Below are 17,316 nucleotides of genomic sequence, written 5' to 3'. Positions count from 1 at the left end.
ATAGCGAAGAAGGGACATGAATCAACGCGAAAGCCATCGGTATGCCCGCCCCTGGCGCAAAGAATGTACCAGGGGTGGGAATACGGTGTTGAGTTGCGCTCAGAAGTCGAGACGCAGTGCGAGCTGACCGGTGCGATTGCCGCCCAGTCCTTGAGGAAGGACGGAGGTAAGCGCTCCGAAGGTGGTTGTGTTGCTGATGTTGGTGGCTGGAGGAGCGAAGTTTGAGCGATTCAGCACGTTTGTGAAGGTGGCTTCAAAGCGCAGCTTATAGTGCTCGTGGAAGCTGGCGCTTTTTGCGAGGCCCGCGTTGGAGTTGATCATCTTCGGCCCTTCGAGGATGCCTACGCCGCAGTTGCCGAAGCGGCCTGCGCCCTGGGGCGTTTCCGCGAAGGCGTTGATGTTGAAGAAGACGCCGGGAGTCTGACTGGCATAGGGACTCCCTGTGCCGCAATCGGGGCGGAGGATGGCTCCGCCGCCGGAGCGAAGGGCCATGCCGGTGTTGGATTGATCATAGGCGGGACTGGTGGTTGGGGTGAGCCACTGGCCGGTTTGCAACGTGGTGACGGTGCTGAGGTCCCATCCCCCGAAAACGCTATTGAGGATCGAAGGTCCGTGCCAAGGGCGGCCCGGGCCGTAAGGTAGCTGGTAGGTTCCACTGATCAGGGCGCGCTGGCGCGGAGTGGCGACGACATTGCCGCGATTGGAACGGAGATTGAAGCGGTTGGCGACTTCGACAGCATAAGCTTCTTCGCTGGCGAAGACGGTGGGAGCATCGGTGCCTTGCGCGTTGCTGAGGTTTTTGGCGAGTGTGTAGCTGGTCTGCAGCGCGAGGCCATGGCGCAGGCGATGGTTCACCTCGACGATGCCGGCGTGATAGGAGGCGTGGCCCAGATTCTCAGAGGACATGAGAAGCGACCAGTTTTGATACGGCGCGCGGCTGTCGACGAAGGGTCCGGCGGTGGCGCCAGTGTTCCAGGCGGTAGTGCTTGCGGGGATCTGGTTCCAGTCGACGGTGACAGGCAGGCGATAGTTGGACATGCCAACATAGCTGAGGCGCACAACTGTGTCGGGCGTGACCTGGTGTTCGATGGTGAGATTCCACTGCGCGGCCTGCGGGTCGCGGAAGTGGGGATCGTTGGCCTGCTCAAGGCTTCCGCCGCCCAGGGTGACGGTTGTGGAAGAAGGCGAGGTCTGCGGGAACTGGAAGGCAGCCGGCACGACTGCAAGGCCACCGTTTGCAGCGGCGGTGGTGTTGAAGTTGGTGAGCAGGTTCGATGTCGGGTTGCCGGCGTTATTGAAGGACATGGGCCCAAGCGTGGTTTGCGTAAAGATGCCGAAGCCGGCGCGAATAACGGTTTTATCGGTGGCGAAGGGACGCCACGCAAAACTGACGCGTGGATCGAGGTTGAGCTTGTAGAGCTGGCGCAGGCCCTGCGTTATGCCGTCCTGATTCGAGGTGCGAACATGCGTGCATGCCAGATTGGGGTTGTGGCTGGGAAGCTCGCAGGCATTGAAGGTTTCAAGGAAGCCGGTGTAGACGGATTGCAGCGTGGGGTCCGCAGTGGTAGTGAGGCTTCCGTTTGAAAGGAACTTGTCAGGCACCAGGACGCTGTTGTTGGAGGCGTCAAAGCTGCCGAGATTGCCACGGGATTCGGCGAATGGCGGCAGAATTTCCCAACGCAAACCGAAGCTGAGTGTGAGGCGAGGGCTGAGCTGCCACTCGTCCTGTCCGTAGACGCCCCACTGCGTGGATGTGGCGTTGATCTGCGGGCTGGTGATGGCGAAAAAAGACTCCTGCGGCAGGCCGAGGAGAAGATCGCCGAGCGCGTAGTTTGTGAAGAGGCCGGGCGAGAAGATGAAATCGCCGTAGTCGTCTGAGGGCTGGAAGAACATGAGCGCGTTGTAACGGACGTAGCGCGCATCCACGCCGAATTTGACGCTGTGCCGGCCGAGCACCCAGGTGAGGTTGTCAGTGAACTGCGTGGTCTGCGAGATGGTGGTACCGACGCGGTCCTGGCCGATGTTGGTGAAGGTTCCGTCGTTGAAGCTGAAGGTGGGGAAGGCGTCTCCGGTGGGATGCGCGCTGAGATTGACGCCTTGAAGTCCAAGACCCGAGATGGCTGTGCTGCCTTCAATGGGGAAGCCGTCGTTCTCATTGAAATTGGTGAAGCCGAATCGGAACTCGTTCACGAGATTATTGCGCAGTGTGTAGTTATAGCTGACGAGCAGGCTGCGGTTTTTGTCGTTTGCGGTGACGTTGGGCAGGAAGTTGTTCGAGGCTAGACCGCCGCCGCCCTGTGAGTAGGTGAGGTTCTTCCAACTGAAGCGGCCGTAGATGCTTTGTTTCTGCGTGATTGTCTCGTCGATGCGTGCGTCCCAACCGTCGGTGCTGGAGGGAATGGGGACGAGGGTCTGGTAGTTATAGCCTTGGCCGGTGGCGTTAGGAAGAGGGTAGTAGGCGAGCAACGCCGTGGCGACGGGGCTGACGTTGGGGATGGTGTTGTTGGTGTAGGCGGTGCCGCTGAAGGGATTGTTCAATGGAACAGATGAGCTGACGAGATCATTGAGATCGCCAGTGCGCTCGGCCGCGGTGGGAACGAGAAGCTGCTGGGGATTGGATTGCGTTTTGCGATTGCCTTCGTAGTCGGCAAAGAAGAAGGTACGGCCTTTGAGCCTGGGCAGCGCTACCGGACCACCAAACGAACCGCCGAAGTCATTAAAGTTTTTTGGAGCCCTGGAGGAGAAGCTGAAAATGGTGGCATCGAGATCTGCGTTCTGGAAGTACTCGAATGCGCTACCGTGCCACTGATTGGTACCGCTCTTGGTGGTGAAGGTGACATCGCCGATTTGCGCGAACTCAGCATTGTTGTTGAAGGCGGTGACCTTGGTTTCGGAGATGCCTTCAGAGGATGGGTAGGCATCGTGAAGCGCGCCGTTGGAACGGACGTTGGCAGTCGAGATGCCATCGACGGAGAAGCCGACCTGCGATGAGGTTGCTCCACCGACGGCCATGTTGCCCTGGCTATCCTGGACGACGCTGGGCGAGATGGCGAGTGTACCGAGCGGGCTTGAAGAGACGCCTCTGCTGTTCATGGGCAGATTGGTGATCTGCTCGTTTGAGAGCGTATTGCTGACGACGCCATTCTCAGTGTTGATCTGCTCGCCGACGGCGTTGACTTCCACGGTGGTGGAGGTGGCCGCGATGGTGAGAGTTATGGGAAGACGCAACTCCTGACGTGCTTCAAGCGAGGTGTTGGCAATGGTATCCGAGAATCCCTGATGACGAACGGAGATGCGATAGTGGCCTGGCTTGAGGTTCTCAAGGACAAATTCGCCTGCGGCACCGGAGGTGGCGTTGTGGACAGAGTTGTCGTCGAGTGAGAGAGCGGTGATCTGCGCGTCGGGAATGACGGCGCCTGCGCTGTCCGCGACTGTTCCCCGGACGGAACCGAAGGTGGATTGAGCGAAGGCGGCGGTGCAAAGGGTGAAGAGGGCAACGAGAAGCGCGATGCCAAGGAGACGCTTGCGCGCGAATGGCAGCGCTTGAACGTGATGGAGCTTGCGGCCCTGAAGGGGATGACGGATGGGTTGCTTACTGGCCTGCTTTCCAGCAAAGCTCAGAGCAAGTTTATGCGCCTCTGCAATAGTGAGGTCACTGTTGACGATCATAAAGGCCTCCTGCCGGCGCATGCGCCGGCGCTGGCAGCCCCGATGAGATGAACTGCAATGAATATGCGGGAGAGAAAACCGAGTGGGCTGCCAAGAACCATTAGGCGCGCAAAGGTATAAGGCACGCGCAAGCGCTGCGTAAGCGGGGAATAGGGATGATCTAAGAAATTTGTGAGAGGAGCATTGGGCGGACGTAAGGACGGGAGATAAGGGACGAGAGCAGAAGAGGTTAATCGATAAAACTAAAATCTATTTTGTCCATAAAAAAAATTGATTGGCCCATCCTTTGAGCAAACTGCCGAAAGGATGGGCGCCGAATGCGTTTTTCAGTGGATGACGGGTTTCACGAAGTTGGCGGGGACGATGAGGGACTGTGTGCCGCCGTTGAAGTCGCTCATAATGGCGTTGTAGACGCCGGTCATGCAGGCGGGGTCGCTGAAGATGAGTCCGAGCTCGCGATTGCTGTTGAGTGATGCGGCAGTGCAGTTTTCCGAGCCGAGGAAGAGCGTGGCCTGAGGCGTGTTGTAGTCGGCGAGGAAAGCTTTGGCGTGGATATAGTAGCCGGTGCGCGAAGAGTACGTTGCAACCTTGGCGCCGTCTGACTTGAATGCTTGGAGAACGGCTGTGTAGCTGCCGGTCATGTTTTCCTGCACGAGGGTGACCGAGACGCCGCGTTTGAGTGCAGCTTCTATGGCCGATTCGACGCCGGCATCGGACATTTCTTCCTGCGCGATGTAGAGGGACTTGGTTGCGCCGTTGATGACGCCGAGGATGGCGGTGCGCGAGTTGGTGGGAGACCAGGCAAGATTGTCGCCGGTGGGCGGGGTGATGGCGGCGTTGGTGAAGTCGGCGGCGAAGGTGGTCTCGATAGCGGAGATGTCCTTGGCGTCATTGGTGATGACGGCGAAGTCGCGCGTGGTGGGGTAGTCCTCTGTGACGAGGTTGAGGGTCATGATGGCGGAGGTAGCTGAGTCGACGGTGATGGTCTTCTGGTGGGTGACCGCGTAGACAGGATTGGCCCAGTGGACGGAAACGCCGCCTTTGGTAAGCGCATTGAAGGCGGTGGTATTCGACTTCTTCTCGTTGTTCTGGTCGAGGATGACGCGGACGGTTACGCCGGATGACGCCGCTTTGGTGAGGATGGACGTGACCTGTGTGTCGGTGAGCTCGTACATGGTCATGTCGATGGTTTTCTTTGCTGACGAGAGCAGATCGTAGATTGCTGTGGGGCCTTTCGGGCCATCATCCGGCATGGTGATGAGCGTGTATGTGGTCGCGTTTGCCGGAGCCGGCTTGGGTTTTGGCTCAGGCTTTTTATGCACGGGTTTTTTATGTTCGGGTTCTTTGGTGGATTTGGTGGCCATGTTTTCCCTTCGGGGGCGGTGGGAGACGCCGTTGTGCGGAGATTGTAGCTCTGTTGCGGTGTGCGATGGGGTGAAGTGATGTTGAAAAAATAAACGGCCCGCAATGTATGAGATGCGGGCCGTGGTGTGGTTGTTAGAAGGAAAGATTATGGAATGGGTATGACGGTGGCTACGACTTGCATGGCGTTTTTGCTTTCGAGTGCGTCGGAAGAGAAGATGACGGTGGGTTTGCCAATGGTGATGAGGACGGGGGACTCCCACTGGTTGTGGCGGATGATTGGCTCTTCGAAGTTGGCACTGTTGCCCACGGGGGTATTGCCACCATTTGAACTGATGTCTGCTTTAACGTGAAGCGATAACTGGCGGCCCAGTTCCTTTACATCTTTGATGTCGAAGTTTGCCCCGATATCGATGTATGTGAACTGTACGTTTTGCGTGCTGGCTTTTTCTCCGCTTGAGAATGTACCTGTGGCGACAGGCAAGCGAGAACTTGTGCGGATGGAATTGCTAAAAGGGTTTTTGCTATCGGTACTAACGGTAGTGGCATAGGAGCGGCTATTGATGGGCTTGTTGCTGGAATCAACTTCCTGCACGGTGAGGGTGAGACGGTAAAAGTGGACGGGCGTAGCGGACTCTGCCGCCTTGTCCTGGTCCTGCGCGAAGGAAATTACCGGGACGGCAAAGGCGGCGAAGAGAATGCAGGCGGCGAGGATGGACTTACGCATGGGGTCTCCTTAGTTTTCTGATTTATCGAGCGGTTCGAGGGGATGAATCTGGATGGCGGCTATGGCGAGTGGAGCGATGGGCTGGTCTTCAGCTGCGGCCAGAGCTCTGCGGTCCGGCTCCGGGATGTGGGCGACGTAGCGGATGAGAGCTCGCTCCTGTGATGAGAGCGGCTGAGGCGTGGGGAAGACGTCGAGTTTGGGTAATGGCGCAGGTGCGGTGCGTGTGGCGTGTGCGATTGAGGTGCGCGGCTGAGGCGGGCGTACCGGTTCTAGTGCAGCTTGTGCTGTGGAGCTTTGTGGTGTGGGCTGCATTTGCGGTGTAGGGTTGTGCTGCGCCTGGCGTACTGGCTCTGTGCGATCATGCCGCGGATAGAGCGTGAGCAAAAGTAGAAGGCATGCGGCGATGGGTAGAGCGATGATCCACGGTAGCCAGCGGCGCGTGGGGCGTGCTGAGAGATTTGCAAGGACGCGGGCTTCCAGGCCTTCGCGTGGTTCGGCATAGGTGGAGAGCGCGGTATCAAGCAGGTGGTCGAGTTCGCGGTCGTCAGGCATGATGAGCCTCCTTGCGTGGTGATTCCGGCGGGGATTCGAGGGCGATGAGCTTTTGTTTTAGTAGCTGGCGGGCACGCTGCAAGCGGGTGCGGACGGTGCCCTCCGGGATGTTGAGGATGCCTGCAATGAGACGCGAGTTGAGATCGTCGAATGCGGAGAGAATGAGCGGCAGGCGGAGGTCTTCAGGCAGCGTATCGATCATTGCGTGGATGCGACGGTGATGCTCGGCTGAGAGGAATGTGTGCTCAGGGCCGGGATGATGCGAGGGGATATCCAGAGCTGCATCGGGATCGGCGGCAACAGGATGCGAGGCTCGGCGGCGATCGATGGCGCAGCGCCAGGCGACGCGCGCAATGTAGGCGCGCTCGTTGTCTGCCTGCTGCCAGCCGCTGTGTCGATAGAGCTTCAAGAATGTCTCCTGTACCGCGTCTTCGGCGTCATGCGTGTTGAGCAGAACAGCGTATGTCACGCGGAAGGCAAATCGGGATTGGCGCTCGACGAGTGCCGTGAAGTTTGCCTCTTCCGCTGGGGTCAACGTGTCTGCTCTCCGGCACTTCCTGTTGGTTATGACGGAGTGGGATGGGGGAGTGTTCGGATATATTTTGGGGAATTATTGGTTTCTGCGGAGGATGGCGCCCGGTCTGATTGGGCAAAAGGCAACAGCAAAAGCAACCGCAGATCCTTCGCTCCGCCTGAAAAGCGGCTACGCTCAGGATGACATCTTTGTGGCGAGGGAGCTTTGTTGCTCAGAAAGATGGCGGATTTCGAAATGCAAAAAGGAACGGCCCGATGCTTGCGCATCGGGCCGTCGTGTTTGGGTGGGATTGGGTTATGCCTTGGCTGTCGTTAACTGGCCGAGGTCGGCGGCCAGCTTTTCGGTCGTGAAGGCTTCGAAGATGTCGCCTTCCTTGATGTCGCTGTAGCCGTTGATGCCGATGCCGCACTCCATGCCGTTGGTGACTTCGCGGACATCGTCCTTGACGCGCTTGAGCGAGCCGATTTTGCCCTTGAAGACCTGTTCGCCGTTGCGCATGACCTTGACTTCCGAATCGCGCTTGAAGGCGCCATCCTGCACACGGCAGCCGGCAATGGTGCCGACCTTGGGAATGCGGAAGACCTGCAGCACCTGGGCGCGGCCCAGATAGTTCTCCTTGAAGGTGGGTTCGAGGAGACCCATCATGGCGAGGCGCATTTCATCCTGCAACTCGTAGATGATGGAGTGCAGGCGGATATCGACGCTTTCCTGCTGGGCAAGCTCAGCGGCCTTGCGCTCGGGGCGCACATTAAAGCCGATGATGATGGCGTTCGAGGCCGTCGCCAGGAGCACGTCAGATTCCGTGATGGAACCGACGCCGGAGTGGATGACCTTGACGCGCACCTTCTCGGTGGACATGCGGACGAGCGAGTCAGCGAGGACTTCGACCGAGCCGGTGACATCACCCTTGATGATGAGCGGAAGGTCTTTGACGCCGGCCAGACGAATCTGTTCGGCGAGGCCTTCGAGCGAGACGCGGGAGCTCTTGGCGAGCTGCGCTTCGCGATCCTTCATCTTGCGGTATTGCGCGATGCCCTTGGCCTTGTCACGATCGCCGACGACGAGGAACGTGTCGCCGGAGTCGGGCATGGCTTCGAGTCCGAGGACTTCGACGGGCGTTGACGGGCCGGCTTCTTCAATGGCGCGTCCGCGATCGTCGAACATGGCGCGGACCTTACCGAAGGTGTTGCCGACGATGTAGCTGTCGTTGAGGTGAAGCGTGCCGTCCTGCACGAGGATGGTGGCGACTGCGCCGCGACCGCGATCGAGCTTGGCTTCGAGGACAGATCCGACGGCTTTACGGCCCGGAGTGGCCTTGGGAGCCTTGAGGTCCGAGACAAGGCAGATCATCTCGAGAAGCAGATCGAGATTGAGATGCTTCTTGGCTGAGACTTCAACGAATACGGTGCCTTGCTCGCCAGCGGCCCACTCCTCAGGAATGAGGCCACGGTCGGCAAGCTGCTTTTTGACGCGTTCGGGGTTGGCTTCAGGCTTATCGATCTTGTTGACGGCCACGATGATGGGCACGTCAGCGGCCTTGGCGTGATCGATGGCCTCGAGGGTCTGCGGCATGACGCCGTCATCGGCTGCGACGACGATGACGACAATGTCAGTGACCTTGGCGCCGCGGGCACGCATACGGGTGAAGGCTTCGTGGCCCGGGGTATCGAGGAAGACGATCTCGCGGCCGGAGGCGGGTGAGCCTTCCTTGGTGAACTTCACCTTGTAGGCGCCGATGTGCTGCGTGATGCCGCCAGCTTCGCCTGCGGCGACGTCGGTTTCGCGGATGGCGTCGAGCAGCGAGGTCTTGCCGTGATCGACGTGGCCCATGATGGTGACGACGGGAGCACGCGCGATTTCAACCATGCCGATGTTTTCGGTGTCGAGAACGTCTTCGATGGCCTGGTTTTCGAGCTCTTCTTCGTAGGAGATGATGTTGGCTGCCGCGCCAAATCTGGCGGAGAGATCCTTGACCATCTCGGCTTCGAGAGATTGGTTGACAGTGGCGAAGATGCCGCTCATGAGGAGGGTGGCGATGAGGTCCTTGGCGCGGATTTCGAGCTTCTCCGCGAGATCCTTGACGCTGATGCCTTCCGTTACCGTGATTTCACGGGTGATGGGCAGCGGCTCCATGGGGATTTGCGACCCGCCGTAACGCGGCGGAGGCGCATAACCCTTCATTGGGCCTTCCTTGGTCTTGGGGTACTGCTGGCCGCCACGGCCACGGCCTCTGGCGCCTGCGCCGCGATTGCGGCCTGGCTCAGTAGGTGGAGCTGTAGGCGCGCCACCCGGAGCAAAGCCACCGGGACGGGGTGCTCCGAATCCACCGGGACGAGGTGCACCAAAGCCGGGACGCTGGCCGAAGCCGGGACGTCCGCCCGGAGCGCCGGGACCACCTCCAGGCGTGAATCCGCCGGGCGTGGTGCGGGTAGGATGCTTGGGGCGTGGACCGCTGCCGGGATGCTGGCTGGCGGGGTATTGACCGGGGCGCTGCTGGAAGCTGCCCGGGCCACCGGGTGCACCGGCGGGACGGCGATCGAAGATGGGGCGACCGCGCTGCAGGCCACCCTGTTGCGTGGTGGGAGCGGCGGCAGCGGCAGCGGCTGCAGCCGCTGCGGGGGTTATAACAGGCGCTTTATAGACGGGACGCGGCCCGGTCTGGGGCATGACGACGCGGCGAACGGGCGGGGCCGGAGCTGCAGGAGCTACGTGAGCCGGAGCGGCGGGCGCTGCTGCAACAGGTGCAGCGGGCTCGGCTGCGACGGGAGCCGGTGCAGCCGCGGCAACTGGAACCGGAGCTGTTTCAACGGCAGGCGCGGTAGCTTTCGCTTCCGGCGCGGCAACTGAAGCAGCCGCGGGAACAGCGGGCGTCTCCGCAATCGCAGCGGGCGCGACTGATGGAGACGCGACGCCTACCTTTGCAGCCTGTGCGGGCTGCGGAGCAGCCGCAGGCCTTGGAGTCGTCGGGGTGTGAGCCGATTCCGCAGGCTTAACTGCGAAGGAAGGCCTGTCTGCCTGTACGCCGGGTTTAGGCGCAACGACTACGGGTGGTCTGACGACTACTGTGGAGGGCGGAGCTGTGGCTACGGCCGGGCGCGCCACGGTAGCGGTGACTACGCCTACGGGAGGCTTTGCGACGACAGCAGCGACCGGCGGACGCGAGGCAATGGCCGGGGTGGAAGGAATGACGATATTGGGGGCCTGACGTGGTGCGGGAACAATTTTGCGTGGGGCCGGGTTGGTCTCGGGCCTTGGCTCAGGTGCGGTTACGGCGGCAGGTCTTGCCGCCGGGGCCGGAGTTGCTGCCACAACGGCCGGTTTCACCGGTGCGTGGCTGCGGCGGGCTGCGTCTTCCTGCTCCTGCTTGCGCGCCAGGATGGCTTTGAGAGCGTCTCCGGGTTTGGAGATATTGGAGAGATCGACTTTGGGCTGAAGGCCCTGTGGCGAACGCGAAGAACCCGCGGAGCCGCGCGCTCCGCCGCCAAAATGGGCGCGGACCTTTTCCGCTTCATGGTCTTCGATAGAGCTTGAGTGGGTCATCTTGGGGTCTCCAAGACCCAACTTTGTCAGCAGATCGAGAACCTGCCGGCTCTTAACCTCTATTTCGCGTGCCAGATCGTTAATTCGAACCTTACTCATCCGCCTCTTTTCGATGTGTGCTGCCGGTAGTGCTAAGAGTTCATAGCTACCTCTTGGCATTGGCTATTCTGTTGGATGGAATTTCCAGTGCCGGAAATTCCATTATCTCCCGAATTTGAAGAAAATGCGCGAAGCATAATGAATTACGCTTCGCTCTCGTCTTCGCTGGCTTCCGGCGCGTTCTCGACTGCTTCTTCCAATGCAGAAGCGGATTCCTCGGAGTCAGATTCCGCGGCTTCCACGGATTCGGCTTCCTGAAGTACGTCTTCTGCGTTCTCTTCTTCTGCTTCCGCGGTGGCTTCTGCGGCCTCCGGCGTGGCAATTTCAGCTTCGCCCGGCTCCGAGTGGGCCACGTGCTCGGTGGTCGACTCGCCTTCGCGATGCTCGGCCGAGGCGGGGGCTTCTTCGCCCTCTTCAAAGTGGCCGAAGTAGTGGCGAACGGCGACGCTGATCTTCTCCAGCGTCTTTTCGCCGATTCCAGGAATCTCTTCGAGCTCCTCGGGGGTCATGTCGGCCAGGCCTTCGACTGTGGTGATACCGGCGGCCACGAGCTTCTGAATGATGCCCTCGCCGAGCTCTGTGACCTGCTCGATGGGTGTGGTGGGTCCACCGGACATGGCCTGCATCTGCTGCTCGACCTCCTGGCGCTTCTCCTCTTCGGACTTGATGTCGATCTTCCAGCCTAGGAGCTTGGCGGCGAGGCGGACGTTCTGGCCCTTCTTGCCGATGGCGAGCGAGAGCTGCGTGTCGTCCACGATGACTTCAAGCTGCTTGTCCGTGAGGTCCGTGATGGAGACGCGGCTGACCTTGGCGGGCTGCAGAGCCTTCTCAGCAAAGGTGGTAATTTCTTCGCTGAATTCGATGATGTCGATCTTCTCGCCGCGCAGCTCGCGGATGATGGACTGCACGCGCATGCCCTTCATGCCGACGCAGGCGCCGACGGGGTCGACATCCTTGTCGCGGCTCATGACGGCGATCTTGGTGCGCTCGCCGGCTTCGCGGGCGATGGCGCGGATGACGACGGTGCTGTCGTAGATTTCGGGAACTTCGCTCTGGAAAAGGTTGGAGACGAGCTCCGGCGCTGCGCGGGAGACGATGACCTGCGGACCCTTGGCGGCGCGATCGACCTTGATGAGTACGACGCGGACGCGCTCGCCCACGGTGAAGGATTCCAGGCGCGACTGCTCGCGCTTGGGGCAGCGGGCTTCAGCCTTGCCGAGGTCGAAGATGACGTCCTGCCCTTCAATGCGCTTGACTGTGGCGTTGAGGACTTCTTTTTCGCGGTGCGCGTACTCCTGGAAGACGGTGTCGCGCTCGGCTTCGCGAACCTTTTGAAAGATGACCTGCTTGGCGAGCTGGGCGGCGATGCGGCCGAGCGGTGAGGTGTCCTTGTACATGCGGATCTCGCTGCCGACTTCAACGCCGGGCGCGAGCTCGTTGGCCTCAGCCAGAGTGATCTGGTTGACCGGATCCTCGATCTGCTCCTCGTCGGCGACGACCGTCTTGTAGACATAAGCCGTGATTTCGCCGGTCTCCTTGTTGAGTTCGCCGCGCATGTTTTCCTGAGTCTTGTAGTACTTGCGCGTGGCCAGAGCGATAGCTTCTTCCACCGCGCCGACGACGATCTCGGGCTCGATGCCTTTTTCCCGGCTCAACAACTCGATGCTCTGATACAAAGGGCTTGCCATGTTTTTAGGTACTTCCTTCGCGCTGTGATTGCGAGGGCTGGCTCTCGCGGGTTACGACTGCGGTGCGGCAACTGAGACACTTTGGGATCAGCGGACTGTTCGGGTCTGCGTCAAGCTGTTTTCAATCCCCAAGTCTCCTGGTTCCTGTCTTTCCTAAATCTCCGGTACGAGCTGCGCTTTTTCGACGTTCGGAAAGGCGATTTCTACCGTGGTTACGCCGGACTTCCGGCTCTTTGAATTTTGTTTGACGGCGCCGAGGTCGACGATGATGCTTTCGCCTTTGGTCTCCGTGAGCCGGCCCTGCCAATGGCGGTTGTTCTTGATGGGCTCAAAAGTCTGGATCTTGACTAAGCTGCCTTTAAAACGCTCGAAGTCTTCAGGCTTCGTAAGCTTGCGGTCGAGGCCGGGTGAGCTGGCTTCGAGCAGATATTCGCCGCCGGGGACCAGGTCCTCGACATCGAGCACTACGCTGAGGTCGCGGCTGAGAGCGGCACAGTCTTCATGCGTGACGCCGGAAAGTTGCTCGACGCTCAGGGTTCCTTCGCGCAGGGCCTCCGGAAGTTCTTCATTTTCAGCACCGGAGGCGAGCTGGGCTTTCAGCGCGGCGCGGCCTTCGGCGTTCTTCTCAATCAGGACGCGAAGGGTGCGCTCACGGCCAGCAGTGGCTAATTCCACGTCCACTACGTCCAGGCCGAGCGATGAGGCGACCCGCTGCGCTGCGTTCCGAATTGCGTCGAGCTTTACTGCCATCTTCTTCCGTTACGGCAACTTATGGCCGTTTGCAATACCGTGCTTCCGGCTCCAAAACCGTTCGTGTTGCGACGGATTTTGGAGGGAATTTCAAGCCAAATAAAAAGTGGGCTATTCGCCCACTTGTCTGTCCGCCAGCCGGTATGTTCACGGTTAGTCAGCGGATAAACGCGTCTGCCTATTTATATTACGGCGATTTCTGAGGAAATACAAATGAGGCACGGTGTCGCCAGGAGATTTCCACGTGTTCGGAAACACGATAGTCTGCAGGCTGATGGATCCTGCGGTAAGTTCAGAGACGGTGCGGCTAAGACCTCAGCCGGTGCTGCGCGCGGACAGCGAGGCGCTGCTCCATGCGATTGAGCGTGGCTGCATGGAGCGGGGTCTGGACCGGCGTGCGGGAGTCTTCGGACCGGATTCCATGTGCTGGCGGGTGCATTGTGAGGCTGGGCTGTTTCTGGGAGCGGGCCGGGCGGCGCTGCTGCAACTGGCGCATCCGTGGGTGGCGCAGGCGATTCAGGATCACTCGCAGGTGATGGACAGGCCGATTGTGCGGTTCCACAATACGTTTCGCGTGGTGTACGCGATGATCTTCGGATCACTGGATCAGGCGCTGAGGGCGGCGCGGAATTTGCACGGGCTGCATATGCGGATTACGGGCGAGATGCGGGAGGATGTGGCGGGGTGCCAGCGGGGATCGCAGTACCAGGCCAATGAAATTGCGGCGCTGAAGTGGGTTTACGCCACTTTGATGGAGACTGCGGTGCTGGCCTATGTGACGGTGCTGGGGCCAATGAGCGCGGCGGATCGCGAGGCGTATTACGCGGAGACGAAGACGCTTGCGGCGCTGTTTGGTTTGCCCGCGGAGGCGCTGCCGGCGGACTGGAATGCGTTTGAGGCGTATTGCCGCGAGATGGAGGTGTCTGACGTGCTGGGCGTGAGTGAGCGGGCGCGGGCAATGGGGCAGAATCTGCTGGCTGGAGCGGGGAGCCGGGTGAAGCCGCCGCACTGGTACCGGGCGCTGACGGCGGCGTGGATGCCGGAGCGATTGCGACTCGCGTTCCGGCTGCCATTTGCCGATGAAGAGCTTTATGCGGTGGAGCGTGCGAGGCAGATATTGCCTGGAGTCTATCGGCGCTTACCAAGGGTGGTGCGGTATGTGGGGCCGTGGCATGAAGCACAGGCTCGATTGGCGGGACGCGGCGTGGGGTTCGTAACGCGAGCCAGCAACCGGTTTTGGATTGGACAGGAGAAATTGCCGTGAAAGGCGGACAACGTGGTTTCTCCTTGCCTAAGGCCGCAGGATCGCACAAAATTGGAGGTACTTCTCCCGGGAGGGCCAACGATTTCCCGGCGGGCACTTTCTTATGAGTACCCTCAAGCAACGTGTTAGTGGCGTAGTTGGCGTCATGCTGCTGACCGGCGTATGCGGTGCGCTAGCCGGCTACTGGTGGGGCCGGGACTTCACGCTTCGTCATATGACGGGCAAGCTGGACCAGTATGCGGAGCGGATTCGCACGGGGGGAGATGTCTCTTCCGCCGAGGGAAGAGCGGTGCTGGACGAGCTGAATGCTTCCACCGACCCGTATTGCTCAGATGCCGAGATTGAACATTTCCGGAAGCTCATCTATGCCTCGGAATACCTGAAGGATGGGGGCCGGGTTCGCAACGGCAGGATAGATTGCACGGCAATGCTGGGCCGGGTGACAGGAGCCGACGCCAGGCTCGGGCAGGGCGTGACGCGAGCGGATGGGACGCGATTTTATCGGGACATGGATCTGTTTCGCATTCAGGGACAGATGGCGCCTGCGGTTGAGAAGGGCAATGCGCTGATTGTGTACAGCCCTTTCAACCGGAAGGAGTTCCAATCGAGCTCCATGCACTACACGGTTACGAACCGGGGCGGCGACAATGGCCAAACGCGGCTGCTGGGCGATCTGCCGCTGACCGGGAATGCCATTCTGACAACGGAAGGCTCGGCGCAAGTTGGTGACGTGCTATACGCAACGCGTTGCTCTGACCGTTTTGCATTCTGCGTAACAGCGTATGCCACAGCGAATGAAGCTTTGGAGACTGAGAGCGGCCAGCGGACGGCGTATGTAGTCCTTTCAGCGCTATGCGGAGCGTTGCTGGGGTTTACATGTTCTGTGGCATACAGTCGCAGACAGTCGCTGGAGCAGCGGCTGCGCAGAGCCATTCGGCGCAAGGCGATCCAGGTGGCATATCAGCCGGTGGTGGATCTCAAAACCGGCAGGATTGTCGGGGCTGAAGCACTGGCGCGCTGGACGGATGCGGGACATGGCGATGTGAGCCCCGAAGTCTTTATCCGCATTGCAGAGGAGCGCGGGTTTGTGAACGAGATCACGCGACTGATTGCGGGCAAAGCCCTTGCGGATTTGAGCGTTCTACTGCCCACCTGCCCTGAGTTTCGCCTGTCAGTCAATATTGCGCCGCAGGACCTGGACGACCCGGCTTTTTTGCCCATGTTGGAGCAGGCGACGGCGAAGGCAGGAGTCCCTGCACAGTGCCTGGTGATGGAGATTACGGAGCGGGCTGCCGCCAACTCGCAGGCAGCGAAGGATGCGATTGTGCGGCTGCGCAGTAAAGGGCACTCGGTTCATATCGACGACTTTGGCACGGGCTACTCGAACCTTGCGTATCTGCACGATCTCTCGGTGGATGGGCTGAAGATCGATAAGGCGTTCACGCAGTCGGTGGGCACGGAATCAGTGCAGGTGCTGATATTGCCGCAGATCTTATCGCTTGCCGCTTCACTGGGCTTGCAGGTGACGGTGGAGGGGATTGAGACCGAGGAACAGGCGCTGTATTTCCGGACAAGTCCGCTGCCGATGCTCGGCCAGGGATGGTATCTGGGCCGGCCGATGCCTGTGGAGATGTTTCTGCGCGTATTTGAGACGCAGGAGAGAGCGGCGGCGGAGACGGCTGCGTTGTTGTGAGTGTGGCGATGAGATTATCGGCTTGACAGAGGCTGGTGCGTGTCTGAGGCTGGTTCCATGCGCCGAATCTTTGGTTTGATTGCCCTTCTTGTCCTTGCAGGATTGGTTCCTGCGTTGGTTCCCCAGGCACATGCGATTGAAAAACAGCCTGCTGCGACGTATCACGCGCGGCGTGTGGCGCTGGCTCAGAAGCTGAATGGCGGCGTGGCCGTGTTGTTTGCGGCTGAAGAGCCGCTGCTTGATCTCGATCCCTACCGGCAGGATGAGGACTTCTATTACACGACGGGGTGGAATGAGCCGGGGGCAGCGCTGCTGATTGTGGGCGAGTCCACGGCTTCCGGGATTAACTCAACGCTCTTTCCAGAGGCGGGGCACAAGTACCAGGAGATTCTGTTTCTGCCTACGCGGAATATGCGGATGGAGAAGTACACGGGGATCAAGCTGGATGCGGCGACGCAGGGCGCGGCGGAAAAGGTCGGCGTGGATGAGGTTCGTCCGATGACGGATCTGCCGAAGGTGCTGAATGATCTGATTTCCGCGGACCGGCGCGTGGCAAATCACATGTATACGCAGGCTGGAAATGCGCATGCAGCCGCGCTGGTTCAGTTTGCGGCAGCGGAGATGGGAACGAGCAGCCTGCCTGCGGCACATGATGTGGCGGAGATGACGACGCAGCTGCGCGAGATCAAGGATGCAGGTGAGATTGACCTGCTGAAGAAGGCGAGCGAGGCATCCGAGGCGGCGCAGCGCGTGATGATGAAGGCCGTGAAGGCGGGCGTGACGGAGCGCACGGTGGCGGGCAAGATGTATGCGTCATGGCTGAAACATGGCTGTGAGCGGGCGAGCTATGCGCCTATTGTAGGATCGGGGATTAACTCGACGACGCTGCATTACGCGGAGAACACGCGCACCATGCAGGATGGCGACATTGTTGTGGTGGATGCGGCGTGTGAGTACTCCATGTATGCGAGCGACATTACGCGCACGGTGCCTGTGGGCGGACATTTTACGGCGCGGCAGCGGGAGATTTACGACGTGGTGCTGGGCGCACAGAAGGCCGCGATCGACGCGTTTGTGTCGGGCAAGTCGAAGGTTGGCGACCGCTATCATACAGACCCGGACGGGCTGGACAAGGTGGCGTACGACTACGTGAACACGCATGGCAAGAGCTTGGATGGGAAACCGCTGGGCAAGTATTGGATTCATCCGCTGAGCCACATGGTGGGCATCGATGTGCACGATCCGAGCAACTATCCGACAGTGCTGGAGCCGGGGATGGTGTTTACCATTGAGCCGGGTATTTACATTCCGGAAGAAAAGATTGGCGTGCGGATTGAGTGCGTGTTCCTGGTGGGCAAGGACGGCAAGCTGATCGACCTGACGGCGGACCTGCCGCATACGGCGGATGAGGTTGAAGCGCTGATGAAGGGGAAGTGA

At 60.1% G+C, this 17,316-nt stretch carries 11 protein-coding genes; 3 read left to right on the top strand and 8 right to left on the bottom strand.

The window, feature by feature from the left end; translation table 11 throughout:
- Positions 1-99: 99 nt before the first annotated feature.
- From VO84_RS04365 to VO84_RS04330, 8 genes are all read right to left on the bottom strand, one after another.
- On the bottom strand, positions 100-3,669 hold the full coding sequence (locus VO84_RS04365; RefSeq protein ID WP_082661706.1) for a TonB-dependent receptor: 3,570 nt from the start codon (positions 3,667-3,669) through the stop codon (positions 100-102).
- A gap of 326 nt (positions 3,670-3,995) precedes the next feature.
- On the bottom strand, positions 3,996-5,033 hold the full coding sequence (locus VO84_RS04360) for a phospholipase D-like domain-containing protein (RefSeq protein ID WP_058186070.1): 1,038 nt from the start codon (positions 5,031-5,033) through the stop codon (positions 3,996-3,998).
- Between the two features lie 146 nt (positions 5,034-5,179).
- Complete coding sequence (locus tag VO84_RS04355; RefSeq protein WP_058186069.1) at positions 5,180-5,758, bottom strand: hypothetical protein; 579 nt, start codon at positions 5,756-5,758, stop codon at positions 5,180-5,182.
- A 9-nt stretch (positions 5,759-5,767) separates the two neighbouring features.
- A complete protein-coding gene (locus VO84_RS04350) occupies positions 5,768-6,310 on the bottom strand; it encodes a hypothetical protein (RefSeq protein WP_058186068.1) in 543 nt (180 codons plus the stop codon).
- Positions 6,303-6,845: an RNA polymerase sigma factor gene (locus VO84_RS04345; RefSeq protein WP_058186067.1), complete on the bottom strand. Its 543-nt coding sequence runs from the start codon at positions 6,843-6,845 to the stop codon at positions 6,303-6,305. Before VO84_RS04345 ends, VO84_RS04350 begins: the two co-directional genes overlap by 8 nt.
- 294 nt (positions 6,846-7,139) lie before the next feature.
- Entirely contained in the window at positions 7,140-10,484 is a 3,345-nt protein-coding gene (gene infB, locus VO84_RS04340; RefSeq protein WP_058186066.1) for a translation initiation factor IF-2, read from the bottom strand.
- 143 nt (positions 10,485-10,627) lie between these two features.
- Positions 10,628-12,172 (bottom strand): transcription termination factor NusA, encoded by a 1,545-nt coding sequence (nusA, locus tag VO84_RS04335; protein WP_058186065.1) that lies wholly within the window; start codon positions 12,170-12,172, stop codon positions 10,628-10,630.
- Between the two features lie 153 nt (positions 12,173-12,325).
- Positions 12,326-12,922 carry a ribosome maturation factor RimP gene (locus VO84_RS04330; protein WP_058186064.1) on the bottom strand — a complete coding sequence of 199 codons (597 nt, stop codon included), beginning with the start codon at positions 12,920-12,922 and terminating at the stop codon, positions 12,326-12,328.
- Positions 12,923-13,166: 244 nt separating this feature from the next.
- Between VO84_RS04330 and VO84_RS04325 the strand changes: the two genes are divergently transcribed.
- From VO84_RS04325 to VO84_RS04315, 3 genes are all read left to right on the top strand, one after another.
- On the top strand, positions 13,167-14,186 hold the full coding sequence (locus VO84_RS04325; protein ID WP_197413889.1) for an oxygenase MpaB family protein: 1,020 nt from the start codon (positions 13,167-13,169) through the stop codon (positions 14,184-14,186).
- A gap of 103 nt (positions 14,187-14,289) precedes the next feature.
- A complete protein-coding gene (locus VO84_RS04320) occupies positions 14,290-15,879 on the top strand; it encodes an EAL domain-containing protein (protein ID WP_082661704.1) in 1,590 nt (529 codons plus the stop codon).
- A 57-nt stretch (positions 15,880-15,936) separates the two neighbouring features.
- Positions 15,937-17,316: an aminopeptidase P N-terminal domain-containing protein gene (locus tag VO84_RS04315; RefSeq protein ID WP_058186062.1), complete on the top strand. Its 1,380-nt coding sequence runs from the start codon at positions 15,937-15,939 to the stop codon at positions 17,314-17,316.

It is taken from the genome of Occallatibacter gabretensis (genome assembly GCF_001449115.1).
In the GTDB taxonomy this organism is placed as follows: Bacteria; Acidobacteriota; Terriglobia; order Terriglobales; family Acidobacteriaceae; genus Telmatobacter; species Telmatobacter gabretensis.
The sequence above is the reverse complement of the archived record's forward strand: the minus strand, read 5'-3'. Positions and strand labels throughout refer to the sequence as shown.